The sequence below is a fragment of the Microbacterium sp. LBN7 genome (genome assembly GCF_045690345.1).
Taxonomy (GTDB): domain Bacteria; phylum Actinomycetota; class Actinomycetes; order Actinomycetales; family Microbacteriaceae; genus Microbacterium.
This window is the reverse complement of record NZ_CP147856.1, coordinates 2274166-2293933: the sequence shown is the minus strand read 5'-3', so window position 1 is coordinate 2293933 and position 19768 is coordinate 2274166. Positions and strand designations below refer to the sequence as shown.

At 69.7% G+C, this 19768-nt stretch carries 19 protein-coding genes; 7 read left to right on the top strand and 12 right to left on the bottom strand.

Features of this window, described 5'->3' with window-relative positions; genetic code table 11:
- Positions 1-83: 83 nt before the first annotated feature.
- On the top strand, positions 84-1523 hold the full coding sequence (locus LBN7_RS11025) for an MFS transporter (RefSeq protein ID WP_407359642.1): 1440 nt from the start codon (positions 84-86) through the stop codon (positions 1521-1523).
- Positions 1466-2416: an NAD(P)-dependent oxidoreductase gene (locus LBN7_RS11020; protein ID WP_407361718.1), complete on the top strand. Its 951-nt coding sequence runs from the start codon at positions 1466-1468 to the stop codon at positions 2414-2416. Before LBN7_RS11025 ends, LBN7_RS11020 begins: the two co-directional genes overlap by 58 nt.
- 9 nt (positions 2417-2425) lie before the next feature.
- Here LBN7_RS11020 and LBN7_RS11015 read toward each other — a convergent pair whose 3' ends face one another.
- The 5 genes from LBN7_RS11015 to LBN7_RS10995 form a co-directional block, all read right to left on the bottom strand.
- Positions 2426-2923: a hypothetical protein gene (locus LBN7_RS11015; protein WP_407359641.1), complete on the bottom strand. Its 498-nt coding sequence runs from the start codon at positions 2921-2923 to the stop codon at positions 2426-2428.
- Entirely contained in the window at positions 2911-4287 is a 1377-nt protein-coding gene (locus LBN7_RS11010) for an aldehyde dehydrogenase family protein (protein ID WP_407359640.1), read from the bottom strand. The genes LBN7_RS11015 and LBN7_RS11010 overlap by 13 nt, the downstream gene beginning before the upstream one ends.
- Before the next feature lie 31 nt (positions 4288-4318).
- Entirely contained in the window at positions 4319-5221 is a 903-nt protein-coding gene (locus tag LBN7_RS11005; RefSeq protein WP_407359639.1) for a carbohydrate ABC transporter permease, read from the bottom strand.
- 9 nt (positions 5222-5230) lie between these two features.
- Positions 5231-6115, bottom strand: a complete 885-nt coding sequence (locus tag LBN7_RS11000) for a carbohydrate ABC transporter permease (RefSeq protein ID WP_407359638.1) — start codon at positions 6113-6115, stop codon at positions 5231-5233.
- Between the two features lie 65 nt (positions 6116-6180).
- Positions 6181-7458 carry an ABC transporter substrate-binding protein gene (locus tag LBN7_RS10995; RefSeq protein ID WP_165807972.1) on the bottom strand — a complete coding sequence of 426 codons (1278 nt, stop codon included), beginning with the start codon at positions 7456-7458 and terminating at the stop codon, positions 6181-6183.
- Positions 7459-7638: 180 nt separating this feature from the next.
- On the opposite strand from LBN7_RS10995, the gene LBN7_RS10990 reads away from it, so the two are divergent.
- Genes LBN7_RS10990 through LBN7_RS10975 form a run of 4 tightly spaced genes read left to right on the top strand, consistent with a single transcriptional unit; the run spans position 7639 to position 12610 of the window.
- Complete coding sequence (locus LBN7_RS10990) at positions 7639-8676, top strand: Gfo/Idh/MocA family oxidoreductase (protein WP_341947179.1); 1038 nt, start codon at positions 7639-7641, stop codon at positions 8674-8676.
- A gap of 43 nt (positions 8677-8719) precedes the next feature.
- Entirely contained in the window at positions 8720-10660 is a 1941-nt protein-coding gene (locus LBN7_RS10985; RefSeq protein WP_116633603.1) for a primary-amine oxidase, read from the top strand.
- A gap of 22 nt (positions 10661-10682) precedes the next feature.
- On the top strand, positions 10683-11699 hold the full coding sequence (locus LBN7_RS10980; protein WP_407359637.1) for an SIS domain-containing protein: 1017 nt from the start codon (positions 10683-10685) through the stop codon (positions 11697-11699).
- On the top strand, positions 11696-12610 hold the full coding sequence (locus LBN7_RS10975) for a BadF/BadG/BcrA/BcrD ATPase family protein (protein ID WP_341947176.1): 915 nt from the start codon (positions 11696-11698) through the stop codon (positions 12608-12610). Before LBN7_RS10980 ends, LBN7_RS10975 begins: the two co-directional genes overlap by 4 nt.
- 14 nt (positions 12611-12624) lie before the next feature.
- Here the strand turns inward: LBN7_RS10975 and LBN7_RS10970 are convergent, their stop codons facing one another.
- The gene (locus LBN7_RS10970) at positions 12625-13584 is read right to left on the bottom strand and encodes a helix-turn-helix transcriptional regulator (RefSeq protein ID WP_407359636.1); all 960 of its coding nucleotides are present in this window, start codon (positions 13582-13584) and stop codon (positions 12625-12627) included.
- A 63-nt stretch (positions 13585-13647) separates the two neighbouring features.
- On the opposite strand from LBN7_RS10970, the gene LBN7_RS10965 reads away from it, so the two are divergent.
- A complete protein-coding gene (locus LBN7_RS10965; RefSeq protein WP_407359635.1) occupies positions 13648-14607 on the top strand; it encodes an alpha/beta fold hydrolase in 960 nt (319 codons plus the stop codon).
- A 36-nt stretch (positions 14608-14643) separates the two neighbouring features.
- On the opposite strand, the gene LBN7_RS10960 is transcribed toward LBN7_RS10965, so the two are convergent.
- The 6 genes from LBN7_RS10960 to LBN7_RS10935 all read right to left on the bottom strand — a co-directional run bounded on the left by LBN7_RS10960 (position 14644) and on the right by LBN7_RS10935 (position 19754).
- Positions 14644-15408 carry a GntR family transcriptional regulator gene (locus tag LBN7_RS10960; RefSeq protein ID WP_116633600.1) on the bottom strand — a complete coding sequence of 255 codons (765 nt, stop codon included), beginning with the start codon at positions 15406-15408 and terminating at the stop codon, positions 14644-14646.
- A gap of 109 nt (positions 15409-15517) precedes the next feature.
- Positions 15518-16621 (bottom strand): Gfo/Idh/MocA family protein, encoded by a 1104-nt coding sequence (locus LBN7_RS10955; protein ID WP_407359634.1) that lies wholly within the window; start codon positions 16619-16621, stop codon positions 15518-15520.
- Positions 16618-17358, bottom strand: a complete 741-nt coding sequence (locus tag LBN7_RS10950) for a sugar phosphate isomerase/epimerase family protein (protein WP_407359633.1) — start codon at positions 17356-17358, stop codon at positions 16618-16620. The genes LBN7_RS10955 and LBN7_RS10950 overlap by 4 nt, the downstream gene beginning before the upstream one ends.
- A gap of 1 nt (position 17359) precedes the next feature.
- Positions 17360-18343 (bottom strand): NAD-dependent epimerase/dehydratase family protein, encoded by a 984-nt coding sequence (locus LBN7_RS10945; RefSeq protein ID WP_407359632.1) that lies wholly within the window; start codon positions 18341-18343, stop codon positions 17360-17362.
- Entirely contained in the window at positions 18340-19110 is a 771-nt protein-coding gene (locus LBN7_RS10940; protein WP_243408757.1) for a sugar phosphate isomerase/epimerase, read from the bottom strand. The genes LBN7_RS10945 and LBN7_RS10940 overlap by 4 nt, the downstream gene beginning before the upstream one ends.
- On the bottom strand, positions 19107-19754 hold the full coding sequence (locus LBN7_RS10935; RefSeq protein ID WP_341947170.1) for a ThuA domain-containing protein: 648 nt from the start codon (positions 19752-19754) through the stop codon (positions 19107-19109). The genes LBN7_RS10940 and LBN7_RS10935 overlap by 4 nt, the downstream gene beginning before the upstream one ends.
- Positions 19755-19768: the final 14 nt, after the last annotated feature.

Here is a 19768-nt window from a genome sequence, read left to right as displayed (position 1 = left end):
AGGTCATACGGTGACGAAGGGTCGCCGGCAATCGGCGCCGCGGAGGCCCATCGCCTCCCTCCGACGCCGAGAAGGAACGATCGATGACGCAGACCTCAGACAAGACCGCGGCCGGCGGCACCTGGCGCGAGCTGCTCGGCAGCCGCTACGCCCCCGTCGCCTCCGTGCTCGCCGGTGGAGTGCTGCTCGAGGCGAGCAACGTGTACCTCACGACGAGCCTCCTCCCCACGATCGTCGGCGACATCGGCGGAGCCGAGTTCTACGCGTGGACCATGATGACCTTCCTGCTGGCCTCGGTGGTCAGCTCGATGCTGGTGAGCAGGATCCTCACACAGCAGGGCGCCGTACGGGCCTACCTGCTGGCGCTGGGACTGTTCGCGCTCGGTTCGCTGCTGTGCGCGGCGAGCCCGTGGATGTCGGCGCTGCTCTTCGGTCGCGCGGTGCAGGGTCTCGGCGGCGGACTGCTGGCCGGCCTCGGCTATGCCCTCATCCAGCGGGCACTGCCCGAGCGCCTGTGGGCACGGGGGGCCGCCCTGGTGTCGGCGATGTGGGGCGTCGGCAACATCGTCGGCCCGGTGGTCGGGGGTGTCTTCGCGCAGCTGGATGCCTGGCGCGTCACCTTCATCGGGCTCGCCGTCGTCGCCGCACTCATCGGGATCGTCGTGGTCCGTGCACTGCCGAGGACGGCGCGGGCCCGCTCCAGCGAGTCGATCCCCTGGCTCTCGCTCGTCCTCCTGTCCGGCGGGGTCGCCGCAGTCGGGATCGCGAGCGTGGTCCCGGCCGGTCTCGCCACGGCAGCCGCCCTCGTCGTCGGTGTGGTCCTCGGCCTGTGGTTCCTGCGCCACGAGAAGCGCGGCAGCCGCGGCATCCTCCCCCGCGTGACGTTCGCCCACGGCTCCTCGCTCGGCTGGGTCTACCTCACCGTCGCCGTGCTGGCCTTCGCGATCGGCACTGAGGCGTTCATCCCGCTGTTCGGCCAGGAGATCGGCGGGCTGGCGCCGTTCGTCGCCGGCTTCCTGGGCGCGGCTCTCTCGCTCGGCTGGTCGATCACGCAGATCTTCACGTCCAACGCGTCCGGCATCCGATCCCGGCGCGCGCTCATCGTCCTCGGCCCGCTGGTGGTCGCGATCGGCCTCGCGGCCTACGGTCTGCTCCAGCACGAGGGACCGTCGACCCTCGTCATCGTGCTGTGGTTCCTGACGCTGTTCGTCGCGGGCGCCGGAATCGGTCTGGGCTTCCCGCATCTGACGGTCGCAGCGCTCGGCAGCACGTCGGGCGAGGAGGAGGGCGCCAAGGCGGCGGCCGCGGTGAACACCGTGTTCATCATCGCGAGCGCGTTCAGCGCGGCGATGGCCGGAGTGCTCGTCAACCTCGCCATGCCCGACATCGTCGGATCGGCGCGGCTGCTCATGCTGGCGTTCGCCGGCGTCACCGTGATCGGGGTCTTCATCGCGCGCGGCGCGAGCTGGGGCATCGGGCTGAGGTCCGACGACGAGCAGTCGACCGACGCGACCACGAACTGAGGGAGAACGACATCATGACGACGAACAGCCAGGTCACGGTGATCGGTCTCGGCAACATGGGGTCCGCGATCGCGAGGGCCCTCCTCGATCGCGGGTACCGCACGACGGTCTGGAACCGCACGGCGAGCAGGGCCGACCCCCTGGCCGCGGCGGGTGCCGCGGTGGCGAAGACCCCGTCGGATGCCGTCACAGCGAGCCCGCTCGTCATCCTGTGCCTGCTCGACAGCACCGCCGTCGATGCGGTGCGGGAGACGATCGCGGGCGCCGTCGCAGGGCGCGTGCTCGTGAACGTCACCAGCGGCTCACCCGCTCAGGCGCGCAGCATCGCGGAGTGGGCGCACGGACAGGGCGCGACGTACGTCGACGGCGGGCTCATGGGCGACCCGCCGTACATCGGCACCCCGACCATGTTGCTCTCGTTCAGCGGCGACCGCGACGCCTGGGAGGCGCACCGACCGATGCTGGAGCAGCTCGGCACCGTCGCCTACTACGGCGAGGACCCGGGGCTCGCCGGGGTGGAGTTCATGGCGCAGGTGGCGGTCGGCTACGAGTTCCTCATCGGGCTCCTGCACACCTTCGACCTCGTGCGAGCGGAAGGCGTCGACGTCGCCGCCTTCGCAGAGAGAGTCGCCGGCTCGATCGGCGGCTACGCACCGCTCGTGAACGCCTTCGGCGCCGCGGTCGCGAGCGGCGAGTACGGACCGGACCTCGGCTCCCTCGACGTGCAGGCCGCCCTGATGGACGATCTGATCAGCCATCGCGACTCCCTCGGCGTCGACGCCGTGCGGATGCGGGAGGTCAAGCGGCTGATGGATCGGCGCATCGCCGACGGCCACGGCGATCAGGGCTTCTCGAGCCTGTTCGAGGTGCTCGGAGAGGAGAGGGCGGAATGACTCACGCCATCACGACGGGATGCTCATGGCAGCCAGCATCCCGAGCATCATCAGGAGGCACGACCAGAAGCCGAACCGCCCCGCGCGGTCCGCCCTCGCCGCACCCGCGCGCAGCGCCGTCCAGCCGGCGACGATGAGCAGGCCGATGACCGCCACCGCCACGGTTCCGGTCGAGCCGACGTCGGCACCCGTACCGTGCGCGTGCCCGCCGAAGCCGAGTGCGAGGTACGGGACGGCCATCATCAGCCCCATCGCGAACGGGTCCCCGACCGCCCCTCCGCATGGCCCCACCCGATTCCGGCGACGAGCGTGGACGGCGGCGACCGTCGCCCACGCGAAGAACGCGAGCGTCACACCGATGCCTGCCAGCGAGGCGTGACCGAGCAGCAGCGCGGGCGCCATCAGGGCGAGCATCCCCGCCCCTGCCGCCAGATGCCGGGCGGCGCCGGTGCGCGAAGACGCACCGACGGACGCCGCCGCGGACGCCGACAGCGTCAGGCCGTCCACACCGTCTTCGCGTTCACGAACTCGCGGATGCCGAACGAGCCGAGCTCGCGTCCGTACCCCGAGTCCTTCACACCGCCGAACGGCAGGCCGAAGAACGAGGCGGAGTTGCCGTTGGCGAAGACACTGCCGAACTCCAGCTCGCGCTGCAGTCGGGCGATCTCATCGGCGTCTGCCGACCAGACACCGGCCGCCAGCCCGAAGTCGGAGTCGTTCGCCGCAGTGATCGCCTCATCGATCGAAGCCACCTTGTACACGCAGGCCACGGGGCCGAAGCACTCCTCGCGGAAGATGCGCATCTCGGGCGTCACCTCGGTCAGCACAGTCGCCGGATAGAACCAGCCCGGACCCTCGGGCAGCTCACCGCCCGTCCGGACCGTCACACCCTGGGCGACGGCATCCGCCACCAGCTCGTGCGCATCGGCCCGCACCTGCGCGGTCGCCATCGGGCCGAAGCCGGTGCCCTCCTCCCGCGGGTCGCCGAAGGTCGTCGCGCTCATCTCGCCCACGAACGCCTCGAGCCACTCGTCGTAGACGTCGGCGTGCACGAAGAACCGCTTGGCGCAGATGCACGACTGCCCGCTGTTCTGCGTGCGCGAGGCCGCGCCCATCCTGGCGGAGCGCGCGATGTCGGCCGACGGCATGACGACGAAGGCATCCGTCCCGCCGAGCTCCAGCACGCTCTTCTTGATGTTGCGTCCCGCGGCCGCGGCCACTGCCGCACCGGCGCCGACCGACCCCGTCAGCGTCACCGCACGGATGCGACGATCGTCGAGCAGAGCGGATGCCGCAGCCCCTTCGATCAGCAGCGTCTGGAAGGCTCCGGCCGGGAATCCCGCCCGCGCGAAAAGCTCACCCAGGTACAGCGCGGTCTGCGGCACGCTCGACGCGTGCTTGAGCAGCCCGGTGTTGCCGGCCATCAGCGCCGGGGCGGCGAAGCGGATGACCTGCCAGAAGGGATAGTTCCACGGCATCACCGCGAGCACGGTGCCCAGCGGCTGGAACTCGACGCGCGCCGCCGACGCCCCGACGGATGCCGCGGGCACGGGCTCCTCCGCGGCGAGGTACTCCTCCGCGTGGTCGGCGTACCAGCGCATGCCGTTCGCCGACTTGGTCACCTCGTACTTCGCCGTGCCGAGGGTCTTGCCCATCTCGAGGACCGCGAGGCCCGCGGCGTGCTCCAGGTCGGCGTCGAGCAGATCTGCGGCACGTCGCATCCACTCCGCGCGCTCGGCGAAGGTCGAGCGCGCCATGAGCGCGTTCGCGGCATCCGCCCTCGACAGGATCTCCTCCACCTGCGCCGCGGTGTGCGCCGGGAACTCCTGCACCAGCTCGCCGGTGCTCGGGTCGATGGTCGCGATGGTCATGGTGAGACTCCTTCAGATCGGACGGGACGGCTCACTTGCCGTAGCCCTTGGTCAGGCCGGCGATGTACTGCCGGGAGAAGACGGCGAAGAGGATGACGAGCGGCACGGCGCCGAGCGTCAGCGAGGCGAGCAGAGCCGGGTAGTCGTTCTGGAACTGCCCGACGAACTGCTGCACCCCGAGCGTCACGGTCTGGTTCTCCTTGCTCGGCGCGAGGATCAGCGGGAACCACAGGTCGTTCCAGACCGGCAGCATCGTGATGGATGCGACGGCGGCGATGCCCACCCGGACGATCGGCAGCGTGATCGAGAGCGTGCGCCACTCGCCCGCCCCGTCGATGCGAGCCGCCTCCTTGAGCTCGGTCGGCACGGCGCGGAAATAGGTGGTCATCAGTGCGATCGCGAGCGGCAGCTGCATGGCCGTGTAGACGAGGATCAGGGCGGTGAGCGTGTCCATCAGCGCCCACGACGTCATGATCTTGATCAGCGGCACGGTGCCCAGGCGGATCGGCAGCATGATGCCGACCACGAAGAATCCGGCGAGGACCGGGGTGATGGGCACCTTGTACTCCACGAGCGCCCAGGCGGCCAGGGTGCCCAGCACGATGGTCAGCACGATGGTGGCGATCGTGACGATCAGGCTGTTCTGGTAGTTGAGCAGGAAGTTCCCGCGGGTGAACACGTTGATGTAGCCCTGCAGGTTGAACGTCTCGGCATCCGGCAGGGCGAACGGCGAGCCGAAGATGCCCTGCGTCGTCTTGAACGAGTTCATCAGCACGATGAGGATCGGCACGATCGAGAAGACCGCCATCACGATCAGCAGCAGGTGCACCCCTCCCCCGGCGAACACGTCGGCGGCTCGGCGGGGCCGCCTGCGCGCGACGACGGGCGCCGGCTCGGAGGCGGCCGGAGGGGCGGTGAGAGTGTCGGTGGCCATCTTGCGCTCCTAGAGCTCGTAGGACTTCAGCCGGCGCTGCACGGCCCAGAAGTAGAGGGCCGTGGTCGCGAGGATGAGGAGGAAGATCACCGACGCGACGGTCGCGCCGAGGTCGAGGTCGGCGACCTGGCCGCTGGATCCGAAGAACGAGCGGTAGAAGAAGGTGCCGAGGATGTCGGTCGAGTAGTTCGGCCCGGGGGCGGACCCGTTCAGGGCGTAGACGATGTCGAACCCGTTGAACGTCCAGATGTAGGTGAGGATCACGATCAGTCCGAACTGCGGGGCGATCAGCGGGAACTTGATCCGCCAGAACGCCGTCCAGGCGCCCGCGCCGTCGATCCGCGATGCCTCGATCACGTCGTCGGGGATGGCGAGGAGAGCGGTGTAGAGGAAGATCATCGGGATGCCGATGTACTGCCAGACCGACATCAGCGAGATCGTCGGCAGCGCGGTGGCCTCGAGCCCGAGCAGCGGGACCTCGACGACACCCCAGAGCGGGTTGATGATGAGCCGCCAGATGAAGCCGACGATCACGACCGAGAGCGTCGCGGGCACGAACAGCAGTGTGCGGTAGACCCCGACCGAGCGCCGGATCCTGCCCGACGTGAGGAGCGCCGCCATGAGCAGGCCGACGGGCAGCTCGACGAGCAGGTGGATGAGGAAGAACTCGACGTTGTTGCCGAGGGCGTTCCAGAACCGGGCGCTGGTGGTCGGGTTCGTGAACAGGTCGACATAGTTGGCGACGCCCACGAACGCGCTCGTCTGCCCGCTGGACTCGAAGAAGCTCAGGAAGACCGAGCTCAGCAGGGGGTAGACCGCGAAGGCCACGTAGACCACGAGGGCCGGCAGCACGAACATCGCCAGCAGGCGATAGCGGGCGGGTGTGCGGATCATTCGGGGTGCTTTCCGTCGACGGAACAGGGGATGCCGGGGGTGGAGGCTCCACCCCCGGCAGGGCCTCACGGAGTGGGCGTGTACCAGGACTCGAGGCTCTTCTGGAGTTCGGCCGTGGCCTCCTCAGGCGAGAGCCCGCTGTTGTACATGAGCTGGGCGACCCGCCAGATCTCGTCGTCCAGCGGCGGCTGGCCGGCGCTCAGACGGTCGAGGGCGAGGCGCGAGGTGAGCTCGGCCCCCTCCTTCAGGTCGGCGAAGTCCTGCGCCAGGGCGTTGTCGTACTTCACCGGCTCGGATCCCATCGAGAAGAAGCCCGGCAGCTTGTTCACGTAGAGCTGCTGGAACTCGCTCGTGCCGAGCCACTCGACGAACTCGGTCGCGGCCTCCTTGTTCTTGCCGGAGGCGTTCAGGCCGAAGGCCATGTCGGCCATCTCCTGCTGGTAGCGCTGGCCGCCCTCCTCGGCAGGCGGAGCGCCGAAGACGCCGACGTCCAACCCGGTCGAGGTGACCTGCGAGATCTGCCAGGAGCCGTCGGGCAGGATCGCCGCCTGACCGAGCGTGAACAGCTGGGTCATGTCCTCGTAGGAGATGGCCTCGTAGCCGCTGGGGAGGTAGTCCTTGAACGCGTCGAACACACGGAAGCCCTCGACGAACTCGGGGTCGGTGAGCTTCTTCGACCCGTCGATGAGTCCGAGGCGCCCCTCCTCGCCCTTCCAGGCGTTCGGGCCGACCTGGTAGAGCATGTTGTAGGCCAGCTGCCAGCCGTCGGCGCTGCCCAGCGCGAGCGGCGCGTAGGTGCCGTCCTCCTTGATCGCGTCGAGCACCTCGAGGAACTCGTCCTGCGTCTTCGGCACCTCGAGTCCCAGCTCGTCGAAGATCGCGGTGTTGTAGTAGAAGCCGGCGAGGACGGATGCCACGGGCACGCAGTACGGGTTTCCGTCGTCGCCCTCCCATGCGGCGAGCGCCGACTCCGGGAAGGAGCCGATCGCGTCGAGACCGTCGAGCGGTTCGAAGTATCCCTTCTCGATCCACGAGCGGTTCACGTCGAACGGACGGCACATGATGACGTCGGGTCCGGTGCCGCCGTCGATCTGCGACTGGATCGCGGCGTTGTAGTCGTTCGTGTCGATCGGGGCGTACTCGACCTTGATGCCGGGGTGGCTCTCCTCGAACGCGGGGATGATGTCGTTCTCCCACATCGTGGCGTCCTCGGTGCGCCACGTGCCGAGGGTGAGCGTGACGGAATCCCCGTCTTCGCCGCCACTTCCGGTCGCACACCCGGCGAGGCCGAGGACGAGCGTGGTGACAGCGAGGGCGGCGAGCGGTGCAGTGGCTGAGCGCATCATGACCTTCTCTCTGAAGTGACGCGCGGTCTTCGGGGACCTGCCACACCTTTGCGGCGGCGCGTGGTGCTGGTCAGCATATATAGGTCTGTATGCGGTAGCAAGAGGTATGGAAAAATAGTAGACAGATTCAAGACAAGTGGTATCTTGTGGACAACAGCCCTTGAAGGAGGTCTCCCAGTGATTCGTGTCGGCATCCTCGGCTCCGGGTTCATCGCAGACTCGTACGCCGATTCCCTGCTCGACGTCCGCGACGGCATCCTCGTCGCCAACTTCTCGCGCAACCCCGAGCGTGCAGCGGACTTCGCCGCCCGATGGAGCAGCCCGAGCAGCTACACCGACATCGCCGAGCTGTGCGCGAATCCCGAGATCGACGTCGTCGTCGTGGCACTGCCGAACGAGGCCCACGTCGAGGCCGTGCGCATCGCGGCCGCGGCGGGCAAGGGCATCATCTGCACCAAGCCGCTGGCCCGCACCGGCGCGGAGGCCGCCGAGATCCTCCGGATCGTCGAGGAGGCCGGCGTCTGGCACGGCTACGCCGAGAGCTCGGTCTTCTCCCCCAATGTGCAGAAGGCGCACGAGATGGCCCAGGCAGGCGGCATCGGCGACCTGCTCACGATGCGCGCCCGCGAGGCGCACTCCGGCCCGCACGCCGCGCACTTCTGGGACGCCGAGACCGCCGGAGGCGGCGCCCTGCTCGACATGGGCTGCCACACGGTCGAATCGGCCCGGCACTTCTTCGGCAAGGACAACGCGGTCACCGAGGTCTTCGCGTGGGGGTCGACCCTGGTCCACTCCGACAAGACCACCGGAGAGGACACCGCGGTCGCGCTCCTCAAGTTCGCCGGCGGCCAGCTGGCGATCATCGAGTCGTCGTGGGCGGAGAAGGGCGGCATGCAGCTGCGCCATGAGTTCACCGGCACGGCCGGGCGCCTGGTCACCGATACCTCCGTCACACCGGTCTGGGGCTTCATCGGAAATCCGGTCGGCTACCTCGTCGAGAAGGCGGATGCCGAGACCGGCTGGGTGCACCCCGTCCCGGAGGAGACGCGCGCCTACGGCTTCTCGCAGCAGATGCGCCACTTCATCGATCACTACGCCGCGGGCACCGTGCCCATGGAGACCTTCGAGGACGGCTGGATCGTGAACTGCATCCTCGACGCCTGCTACCGCGCCATGCGCTCCGGCACCTGGGAGCCGGTGCTCCTCGAGCGCTGAGCACCGACCGACCAGACCAGACCAGACAGGGAGACACCCGAGAATGACGAACACACTGCCCGCCGGTGCGCACGCGCTGCTCGCGACGCTGACCGCCGAGGAGATCGTCGCCAACCGCGCGGTCCTCGAGGCGGCGGGTATCGCGAACCCGAACACGCACTACTCCTACGTCGGACTGACGGCGCCGGACAAACGCCGACTGCTGGCCGGTGAGAGTCTGCCGCGTCAGGTGCGCAGCTTCCTGATCGACATGGTCACGGGGCGCTCGCACGACGTCGTCGTCGACCCCGCCGCAGGCGCCGTCGTCTCGGAGCGCGAGCTCGACCCCGAGGTCGACGGTGCGGTCCCGGTGGTGATCCGCGAGTTCGGCTACGTCGAAGAGGTCGTGCATCAGGACGAGCGGTGGCTCGCCGCGATGGCGAAGCGCGGTCTGACCGACGTCTCGAAGCTGCGCGTGAACCCGCTGTCGGGCGGCGTCCTCGCGGACGGCGAGCGCGGCCGCCGCATCCAGCGCTGCTTCACCTTCGTGCAGAACACGCCGGACGATCTCGGCTGGGCGCACCCCGTCGACGGCGTGACCGTCATGGTCGACGTCGTCACCGGCGAGGTGCTCGACGTGATCGACTACGTCGACCTCCCGGTGCCGCAGGAGGACGGGAACTACCACCTGGCCTCGTGGCGCGGCCCGGATCGCGCCGGTCTGAAGCCGATCGAGATCTCGCAGCCGGAGGGACCGAGCTTCACGATCGACGAGAACGGCGTGCTCGACTGGGCGGGATGGCGCCTGCAGGTCGGCTTCGACCAGCGCGAGGGCCTCGTGCTGCATGACGTCTCGATCGCCGACGGCGAGGCGCAGCGCTCGGTGCTCTATCGTGCGTCGATCGCCGAGATGGTCGTGCCCTACGGCGACCCGAGCCCGCAGCGCTGGTTCCAGAACTTCTTCGACGGCGGCGAGTACCTGTTCGGCGGGTTCGCGAACTCGCTCGAGCTCGGCTGCGACTGCGTCGGCGACATCACCTACCTCGACGCGGTGGTCGCGGGCAACGACGGCGACGCGCGCATCGTGCGTCAGGCCATCTGCATCCACGAGGAGGATGCCGGAGTGCTCTGGAAGCACTCCGACAACTGGAACGGCTCATCCGAGACGCGTCGCAACCGCCGCCTCGTGGTCAGCTTCTTCATGACGGTCGGCAACTACGACTACGGCTTCTACTGGTACTTCGGCCTCGACGGCACGATCGAGTTCGAGGTGAAGGCCACCGGGATCGTCTTCACCTCGGCGCACCCCGGGAAGGGCTATCCGTTCGCGACCGAGGTCGCGCCGGGCCTCGGCGCCCCGAACCACCAGCACCTGTTCAGCGCGCGACTCGACGTGGCCGTCGACGGACTCGCGAACGCGGTCGACGAGATCGAGGCGGTGGCTGTTCCGCGCGGTGAGCAGAACCCGCACGGCACCGGCTTCACGCAGAGCGTCACGCGCCTGCGCACCGAGTCGGAGGCGCAGCGCATCGCCGACAATCTCACCGGGCGCGTCTGGTTCATCGGCAACACCGAGGTGCAGAACCGCCTCGGCGAGCCCGTGGGCTGGGTGCTCTACCCCGAGGGCAAGCCGCTGCTGCTCGCCGACAGCGAGTCTGACATCCACAAGCGCGCGACCTTCACGACCAAGCACCTCTGGGTCACCGCCTACGAGCCCGACCAGATCTATCCCGCGGGTGACTTCGTCAACCTGCACCCCGGCGGCGCGGGCCTCCCGCAGTGGGTGGTCGCGGACCGGCCGGTCGACGGCACCGACATCGTGCTCTGGCACACGTTCGGTCTCACGCACTTCCCCCGCGTCGAGGACTGGCCGATCATGTCGGTCGACACGTGCGGATTCGTGCTCAAGCCGCACGGCTTCTTCGGCCGCAACCCCGCTCTCGACATCCCCGCCGCCGCAGACCACTGCGCGCCGGGCCACCACGACCACCACGCCGGACACTGACCGGACGAGCACGAGGAACGACATGAACGGTTACATCAGCTACGCGGAGGCCACCGCAGGTCAGGCCGACGCCCTCGCGGCGGCGATCCCGCACATCGAGAGCCAGGTCGAGGCTCTCGCCGCGGAGGGCGCACTCGGTGAGGTCGGCCCGCTCTTCCTGGGCATCGGCGCCAGCCTCGCCGCCGCCGCGCCCGCGGTCTGGCATCTGCGCGAACGCGGCATCACCGCCTGGCGCCTGGATGCCGGTGACACGCCGCTGCCGCTCGCCACGGGCGACCACCCGGTCATCGCCGTGTCGCAGAGCGGTCGCAGCAGCGAGACCATCGCCGCACTGGACACCATTCCCGCGTCGCTCCGCTACGGCGTCGTCAACACCGCGCCCTCTCCCATCGCCGACATCGCGAACCACCTGGTGGGTTTGGGGTCGATCCCCGACAGCTACGCCTCGACCATCGGCTACACCGCGACGGTGGTCGCCGTGAGCATGCTCTCGGAAGCGTGGGCCGGCGGGAAGATCGACCCGGCGTGGCATGACTTCGCGGCGCTCTTCCGCGAGACTGAGACCATGCTCGCCCCGCAGATCGACCGTGCCGCCGAGCTCATCGCCACCGCGCCGAGTCTCGACTTCGTCGGCGCCGGGCCCTCGACGGGTTCGGCCGAGGCCGGCGCGCTGCTGTTCCGCGAGGTCGCCCGCATCCCCGCCAGTGCCATGGGCACGCGGCGGTACCTGCACGGCGCCATGGAATCGGCCGGCGAGGGCGCGCACGTGCTGTTCGGCGGTGAACGGGAGAGCCGGGTCGCGCACACACTGAGCGAAGCCGGTCACCGGGTCGTGCTGGTCACGACCGACGACGTGGAGAGCTCTGACCACCTCGAGGTCGTGCGTCTGCCGCAGGCCTCGTCGAACGCCCTCGCCGTGCTCGAGGCGCTGTTCCTGCAGGGCCTCGTGGCGCATGTCGCGGACGCCCGAGGAGTGGCGATCGAGGAGTTCGTGTTCCACAACGACGACATCAAGGTGGAATCCGGAGCGGCGCAGTGACTCCACCCGATGACTCCTTCCCGCACGAGGGGCTCATCGTGGGCATGGACGTGGGCGGGACGAAGGCGGCCGTGCGTGCGACGACACGCGACGGCGTGCGTGTCGCCGACGTCGTGATGAGCTCGGCCGAGTGGGATGCCGAACCGGCGGATGCCGCGGCGGCCTGGCTCGCCGATGTGCTGCTCCGCGCCCTGCCGACCGGGTCGACGATCGGCGCCCTGGTGGTCGGCGCACAGGGTTTGGACAATCCCGACGTCGCGCGTGACCTCGAGCAGGCTCTGGTGCAGCGGGGGCATCATCAGGTGCGCTGCGTGAACGATGCGGCGCTGCTCGTGCCTGCCGCCGGACTCGATCAGGGACTCGGCCTCATCGCCGGCACAGGAGCGATCGGCACGGGGACGGATGCGGCAGAACGCTCCTTCGTCACCGGCGGCTGGGGCTGGGTCATCGGCGACGAAGCGGGCGCCGCCGGGCTCGTCCGTGAGGCCACGAAGGCTGCGCTGCTCGCGCACGATGACGGCGAGCCCGACGACGGACTCCTCCAGGCTCTGCTGGCGGACTTCGGCGTCGCGGATGCCGAGCGTCTCGCCCGCGCCGTGAACGACGACCCCACCATGGCGAACTGGGCACCGCACGCCGCCGCGGTGTTCCGCGCGGCCGACCGGGGCTCTGCTCTCGCCGCCGAGGTGATCCGTGCGGGTGCGGCGCACCTCGTGCGCCTGATCGATCAGCTGCGCCGGCGCGGCGCGGTGGGTGACGCCGTCGTCGCTGCGGGAGGCGTGATCACCGCGCAGCCGAGACTCGCGGACGGCGTGCGCGAACTGCTCGCCGAACGGCATCCGGATCTGCGATTCGTGCTCCTGGACCAGCCGCCGGTCGCCGGCGCGTGGTTCCTCGCGAACCGACTGTAGGCACGTCGAATCGCTCAGGCGCCGGGAGCCCCGTACCGTGCGGTGAGGGCCGCGCCGATGGCCGCGAGGTGGTTTCGCACGCCGGCGGGCTCCGTGATGTCGAGCCACTCGACGAGCCCCGAGAGGAGTCCCGCGAGCCCGTACTCGCTGGGACCGCGGATCACGATGGAGATGCGTCCGTCGGCGGTCACGCCCCCGGTCTCGAGATTGTCGGCGACCGCGATCCGGAGGTGGTCGAGGCCCTCGGGCGCGCAGGTCCCGTGGATCTCGACGGGTTTCGTGCGCCGTCGGTCGATGTCGTCGGATATCTCCCGCCAGCTCTCCGAGAGATCGACCGCACCCGGGAGAGCGACGGGTTCATCGGTCGGGGCGGCGGACAGGACCCGGTCGACCCGGAAGGTGCGCCGACCGCTCTCGGTGTAGGCGACGAGATACCAGGACGGCCCTTTGGCGACGATGCCCAGCGGGTGGACGATCCGCTCGGACTCGGCGCCCTCGCTGTCGACGTACCCGAGGCGCACCTGCACGCCCTGGATCACGGCATCCTGAAGGGCGTCGAGAAAACGGGGCGGCTCGACCGCTCGGGGCGAGCCCCAGTTCCGCGGGTCGAGGATCAGCGATGTCGCCGCGGCCTCGGCCTCGTCGCGGAACGGCTCGGGGAGCGCGCGCACGAGCTTGCGGAGCCCAGACCTCACGGCCGGGGTCGCGGTCGACGCCGGACCCGCGACGAGGAACAGAGCGCGGGTCTCGCTCGCGGTCAGCCCCGACAGGTCGGTGCGGCCGCCGCCGAGCAGCCGCCAGCCGCCGGCTCTGCCCTGGATCGAGTAGACCGGGACGCCGCTCTGGGCCAGCGCGTCGAGGTCGCGCCGCGCGGTGCGCTCCGACACCTCGAGCTCGGCGGCGACCTCGGCGGCGGTCACCTGCTCGCGGCGCTGCAGCATGAGGAGGATGGCGACGAGGCGGTCACTGCGCATAGGACAACATTCGCAGAAAAACCGGTCATCAGGTGACCGGTATACCTCCCTACCGTGAAGAGCATGAACACACTGACACACCCCATCCCCTTTCCCGAGCCGACCACGATCGCCGTCGACGGAGTGACGCTCGAGGTCTTCGAAGCCGGCCGGGAGAACGCCGGGCGACCTATCGTGCTCTGCCACGGCTGGCCGGATCTCGCCTACACCTGGCGTCATCAGGTGCCCGCTCTGGTCGCCGCGGGCTACCACGTGATCGCCCCCAACCAGCGCGGCTTCGGCAACTCCTCACGCCCGGCCGAGGTCACCGCCTACGACGTCGCGCAGCTGTCCGGCGATCTCGTCGCGCTCCTCGACCACTACGGATACGCGGACGCGACCTTCGTCGGTCACGACTGGGGCGCGATGGTCGTGTGGAGCCTCACCCAGCTGCATCCGACCAGGGTGAACAAGGTGATCTGCCTGAGCCTGCCCTACCCCGCGCGCGGCGAGCGTCCGTGGCTCGAGTTCATGGAGGAGGTGCTCGGCAGCGATTACTACTTCGTGCACTTCAATCGGCAGCCCGGCGTCGCCGATGCGGTCCTGGATGCGAATGCCGAGCGGTTCATCCGCAACCTGTATCGCAGAGACGAGCCGCTCCGGGCGCCGCAGCCCGGCAACGCGATGATCGAGCTCGCGCTGTCCGACGACCCTCACGGAGAGCCTCTGTTGAGCGCCGACGAGCTCGCCGTCTATGTCGCCGCCTTCGAGAAGACCGGCTTCACCGGCGGCATCAACTGGTACCGCAACTTCGACCGGGATTGGCACCTGCTCGGCGAGGTCGATCCGATCATCCACCAGCCGACGCTGATGCTGTCCGGCGCACGCGATACGGTGGCGCCGTCGCCGAATCTCGCCGAGTTCGTGCCGAACGTCGAGGAGATCACCTTCGACAGCGGCCACTGGATCCAGCAGGAGCGACCCGAGGAGACCACCCGCGCGATCCTGGAGTGGCTGAAGCGGCACGACGGCGCTCGGGCCTGACATCGGCCTCCCGACCCTGCGCGCGGCGGTGGATCGTCAGCGCGCGGGGCCGGTGCCGCGGGTGAAGACCGTGCGCAGCCGGTAGCGCTCGCCCACGTAGCGGATGGTCGACAGTGCGACGACGCGGCCGTCGAGGCCGTGCGCGACCTGACGCATCACGAGCAGGGGGCTGCCGACCGGGACGCCGAGAGCCTCGGCGGCCTGAGCATCGGCTTCTCGTGCCTCGACGGTGCTGTCGGCGCGCTGGGGTCCGGCGCCGGACTCGTCGAGCAGGTCGTACAGCGAGTCGACGGCGAAGTCGGTCTTCGAGACATCGGGCAGCAGAGCCGCGGGCACGACAGAGGCGTCGAGGGCGATCGGCACGGCGTCGAGCAGACGGATGCGGTCGAGGCGGAAGATCGGCGTTCCCGGCGCGACTCCGATGGCCTCGGCCTCGTCGAGGCTCGCATGCCCGGTCTCGGCGCGGAGCACGATCGACGTCGACTCGAGGCCCATCCGCCGTGCGGTCTCGCTGAAGGACTCGAGGCTGTTCGGCCATTCCTTGGCGACGGGCGCCGAAGCCACGTACCAGCCGCGGCCGTGCGAAGAGCTCAGCACGCCCTCGTCGACCAGCTGCAGCAGGGCCTTGCGCAGGGTCACCCGACTGATGCCCAGCTGGGTGCAGAGTTCGCGCTCAGGAGGCAGCCGCGATCCTTCCGCGAGTCGGCCGGACGAGATCTCGACCTTGATGAGATTCACGGCCTGGATCCACAGCGGCTCAGGATAGTCCGCGCGGATCGGCGATTCACTGATGCTCGTCATCCCTGCCCCCTCGGAGGTGTCGTTCCACTCAGCACGGTACAGTTCCGAGCCGTACAGCGCGCCTGTGCACCATACCAGTAACGACCATTCTAAGTCCTCAGCGTTACCGTCAGAGAGGCGGCGCGCCTGCGCCCCACTGCGGATGCAGGGCGTCCACGGGGTCGAAGTCGCTGGCCACCGCGATCGGCCCGCCCGCGTCGATGGACTCCTCGATGGCCAGCAGCGCGTCGAGCACGTGGAACGCCAGGGCCCCGCTGGCGCGCGGATCCCGGCCGGCGCGGATCGCCTCCGCCATCTCGACGACGCCGATGCCGCGCGCCCGGTCGGCACCCGAGGGCACGAGCTCGACCGACTCCGGCCGCGGCTGCCCCGCCGGCACGAGAACGCTCGGCCCGTCGAACCCGCTCACCGGCACGGTCAGAGTTCCGCCGGAGCCGGTGACCTCGAACAGCTGCCGCCGCACGGGCGAATCGAAGCTGTAGATCGAGGTGCCGACCACGCCCGACCGGAATCGGGTGAGCACGCTCACGTGCGTCCAGACCTCGACCGGGATGCGGTTGCCCGCGCGTTCGCCGTACGGCACGGTGCGCACGTCGAAAGCCCGGTGGCCCATCGCCTGCACGGTATCGATCGGACCGAACAGCAGCGCGAGCGTCGTGAGGTAGTACGGGCCGATGTCGAACAGGGGGCCTGCTCCCCGCGCGAACAGGAAGTCCGGGCGCGGATGCCACGCGTCGGGACCCGGCCCCTGCATGAGAGTGAGCACGGTCTGGGGTGTGCCGATCCGGCCCTCGGCGATCAGCTGCTGCGAGTGCTGGATGCCGCGTCCGAGCACGGTGTCCGGCGCATTGCCGACGCGCACCCCCGCCGCCGCCGCGGCATCGAGCACGGTCCGGGCGGAGGCGCGATCGAGCGTGAGCGGCTTCTCGCCCCACACGTGCTTGCCCGCCGCGATCGCCGCGAGGGCGACCTGAGCGTGCACCGCGGGGATGGTCAGGTTCACGACGAGCTCGAGTTCCGGCAGGGCGAGGAGTCCGGCGGTGCTGCCGGAGAAGGGCACACTGTACTTCGCCGCCTGCGCGGCAGCGCGCTCCTCGTCGAGATCGGCGACCCCGATCACCTCGACGCCGGGAGCGGCGGTGAGGGTGGTGAGGTATTCGTCCGAGATGTTGCCCGCCCCGATGACGCCGACGCGGACCGGCCCGCCGGTCACGCGAGCGCCCCCTGGAAGACGCGGGTGTTGCGCTCCACCGCGGGGAGCGGGTCGCCGTCGACGACGACCTCGACCACCACGAGCTCGACGCTGCGCGCGGCGAGGACCGTGACCTCGCTCATCCGTCCCACGACCGGGACGCCGAGCGTGGGCGGGTCGTCGGGCTCCGGCTCCTCGTCGTTCACATGCACGAACCGGATGCGGGAGGCCAGGCGGGGAAGCAGCTCGAACACATCGGCTCCACCGACGCTCGCCCAGTAGGTGTCGACCTGGAGGACGACGCGCTCGTCGAGCAGCTCCACGAGGATCTCCCACGCGGCCCGTCCGTCGATCAGCGTAGAGAACTCGAAGTCGTGGTTGTGGTACCCGACGCGCCGCCCTTCGGCCGCGGCACTCTCGGCGGCGGCGTTGATCCGCGCGGCGAGCGATTCGACGCCCGCCCGGTCCGCGAACAGCGCAGGATCGGCCCAGGGCACGATCAGCGTCTCGACGCCCACGGTCTTCGCCGCGGCGAGCGCCTCGTCGATCGGTACATCGAGCAGCTTCACGTGCGCGGTCGGCGCCTCGAGACCCGCGGCGGCGAGGTCGCGCGCCAAGTTCTCCGGGTCGCTGAGGATGTCGTAGGGTTCGACCCGCCTGTAGCCGAGCTCCGCGAGCCGCCGCAGGGTCGCGGGCCGCTTCCGCCCGAGCTCCGTGCGGACGCTGTACAGCTGGATCGAGAGCATCGTGTCTGTCATGTCATCCGTTCCGGATCAGGCGGTCGAACGCGGCTGAGAGGTCGTCGTCGAAGGCCCGCCGCGCGGCATCCGCCTCATGCCAGGCGACGATGCGGCGAGCGCCTTCCGAGAACGAGACCTGCGGGTGGTACCCGGGCACGAGGCGCCGCAACTTGGTGGTGTCGAAGAGGATCGAGTGCCGGAAGTCCTCCTGGAGCACCTCTGCCCAGCCAGGGATCTCCCGGCCGATCGATTCGCTGGAGAAGTGCGCGAGCCGCGGATCGCGGACACCGGCGGCCCGGGCGAGCGCCGTGTGGATCTGGTCCCAGGTGAGGACGTCGCCGCTCACCAGGTTCACGCTCTCCCCGATCGCATGATCGTTGCCGAGCAGCGGTACGAGTGCGCGCGCGACGTCGCTCGAGTGCGTGAGCGTCCAGAGCGAGGTGCCGTCGCCGTGCACGACCGACGCCTCGCCCCGCCGCATCCGCTCGATCGCCGTCCAGCTGACCGGGAAGATCATGGTCGTCTCGTCGTAGGTGTGCATGGGCCGCACGATCGTCAACGGCAGACCGCGCTCGCGGTAGGCGTCTTCGAGGGCGACCTCTGAGGCCAGCTTCTCGCGGGCGTATCCGAAGACCGGATGCCGCCGCGGGCTGGATTCCGTGATCGGCAGCTGGGGCACCGGGCGTCCGAAGACGGAGCAGGTGCTGACGAACACGTACTGGCCGGTGCGGCCGGCGAAACGGTCGACGTCGGGCAGCACGTCCGCCGGCGCGAAGCCGACCCAGTTCACGACGACGTCGTACTCGGCGTCGCCGAGCGCATCGTCGAGTGCCGCCGCATCACGAACGTCGGCGCGGATGCCGCGCACCTCCGGGGGCAGCGCGCGCCGGTGCTCGCCGCGGGTCACGACCGTGAGATCGATCCCCTGCTGCACCGCCTCGCGCGCGACCGCGGAGCCGATCATGCCGGCGCCGCCAAGGAACAGCACACGCAGGGCGCTCATCGGGCACCCGCCGTCACGCCGTGCCCGGTGAGGTAGCGATACGACTCGGCCAGGGCGTCGAACGGGTCGAGGTCGAGCTTCTCCAGCTCGACGATGTGCCACTCGAGCGTCGACGGCTCGCGCAGCGCGCCCAGCACGTCGACCGTTCCCTGCCCGATCGGCACGAGCGTGTCGCCGCCGTAGGTCAGGGCCGGGCCGTCCTTGACGTGCACGTATCTCAATCGGGGGCCGATCGACCGCACGACCTCCGCCGGCGACGCCCCGCCGACCGCCGCCCAGTACATGTCGAACTCGACCCGGGCGTCGGGATGCAGGTGTTCGAGCAGCAGGTCGTAGGCGCTCCGACCGTCGATCACGTTCCGGAACTCGGCGTGATGATTGTGATACGCGACGGTCATGCCGTAGGCCCTCGCCGACTCGACGCCGCCGTTGACGCGTTCGAGGCCCCGCTCGATGAGGTCGAGGCTGTCGAACTCCTCGGCCTCCATGCTCCAGGCGAGGTTGGGGGCACCCAGCTCGGCGTATTCGTCGAGGATGCGCGGGGCTTCCGGCCCGAAGGGGAACGGCGCGTGCGAGCTCACGACGGCGAGACCCGTGCGATCCAGCATCCGCTTCACGTCTGCGGCCGAGCGACCATGCAGGCCGTAGGTCTCGACGCCCTGATAGCCGAGGGCGGCGATGCGCTCGAGCACGCCCTCGAAGTCGTCGTCGAGCAGTGCGTCGACGGTGTACAGCATGACGGCGGCGCCGGGCAGTGCGGCGCTCATGCGCGTCCCGCCCAGCGGATCGCCTGAGTGACGAGCCGGCGGAACGGCGGCTCACCCCACGCGCGCATGTCGTGCCCGAGGGCGAGATAGACCACGCGCCCTTCGCCGACCTCCCGCACGTACAGGACGGGGATCCGCACCCCGTCCTCCCTGGTGCGCTCGGCGAGCACGAGATGATCCTCATCGGCGAACGCGAACTCGTAGTACTCGTCGAAGAGCTCGAAGTCCTCGACGCCGTCCGTGATCGGATGCTGCGCCACGATCTCGATCCGATGCCGGCCCTCGTGGTGTCCGGGGCCGTGCGACAGGTAGTGGTTGCCGAGCAGCTCGAAGAACGCCCGATCGGTACCCTGCGGGTCGCTCATCACGTTCGACATGTGCAGGGCGACGAGTCCCTTGCCCGCCGCGACCGCCGCGGCGAGCGCGGCCTGCTGCGCGCCGGGGAACGAGGCGCCGGAGTCGTAGAGCACGTAGACGTCGGCATCCGCCGTCTCGGGCCGGGCGTTCGCGAAACGCTGCATGCCGACAGCCGGTGCCGTGGCGAACCCGGCTCCGGCACCGATGCGGGTGAGGACGTCGGCAGCGCCCAGGAGGTCGTGGTGGGTGTCGTCGCCGCCGACGACGACGAGGGCGCGGGTGGACATGGGTTCTCCTCGGG

Coding starts and splice junctions, on each gene's coding strand:
- LBN7_RS11010 (WP_407359640.1), bottom strand. CDS start 4,287: ATGACCATCGCGACCATCGACCCGAGCACCGGCGAGCTGGTGCAGGAG.
- LBN7_RS10940 (WP_243408757.1), bottom strand. CDS start 19,110: ATGAGCGCCGCACTGCCCGGCGCCGCCGTCATGCTGTACACCGTCGAC.
- LBN7_RS10935 (WP_341947170.1), bottom strand. CDS start 19,754: ATGTCCACCCGCGCCCTCGTCGTCGTCGGCGGCGACGACACCCACCAC.
- LBN7_RS10945 (WP_407359632.1), bottom strand. CDS start 18,343: ATGAGCGCCCTGCGTGTGCTGTTCCTTGGCGGCGCCGGCATGATCGGC.
- LBN7_RS11000 (WP_407359638.1), bottom strand. CDS start 6,115: ATGATCCGCACACCCGCCCGCTATCGCCTGCTGGCGATGTTCGTGCTG.
- LBN7_RS10950 (WP_407359633.1), bottom strand. CDS start 17,358: ATGACAGACACGATGCTCTCGATCCAGCTGTACAGCGTCCGCACGGAG.
- LBN7_RS10960 (WP_116633600.1), bottom strand. CDS start 15,408: ATGACGAGCATCAGTGAATCGCCGATCCGCGCGGACTATCCTGAGCCG.
- LBN7_RS10980 (WP_407359637.1), top strand. CDS start 10,683: ATGAACGGTTACATCAGCTACGCGGAGGCCACCGCAGGTCAGGCCGAC.
- LBN7_RS10985 (WP_116633603.1), top strand. CDS start 8,720: ATGACGAACACACTGCCCGCCGGTGCGCACGCGCTGCTCGCGACGCTG.
- LBN7_RS10965 (WP_407359635.1), top strand. CDS start 13,648: ATGAACACACTGACACACCCCATCCCCTTTCCCGAGCCGACCACGATC.
- LBN7_RS10995 (WP_165807972.1), bottom strand. CDS start 7,458: ATGCGCTCAGCCACTGCACCGCTCGCCGCCCTCGCTGTCACCACGCTC.
- LBN7_RS11005 (WP_407359639.1), bottom strand. CDS start 5,221: ATGGCCACCGACACTCTCACCGCCCCTCCGGCCGCCTCCGAGCCGGCG.
- LBN7_RS10970 (WP_407359636.1), bottom strand. CDS start 13,584: ATGCGCAGTGACCGCCTCGTCGCCATCCTCCTCATGCTGCAGCGCCGC.
- LBN7_RS11025 (WP_407359642.1), top strand. CDS start 84: ATGACGCAGACCTCAGACAAGACCGCGGCCGGCGGCACCTGGCGCGAG.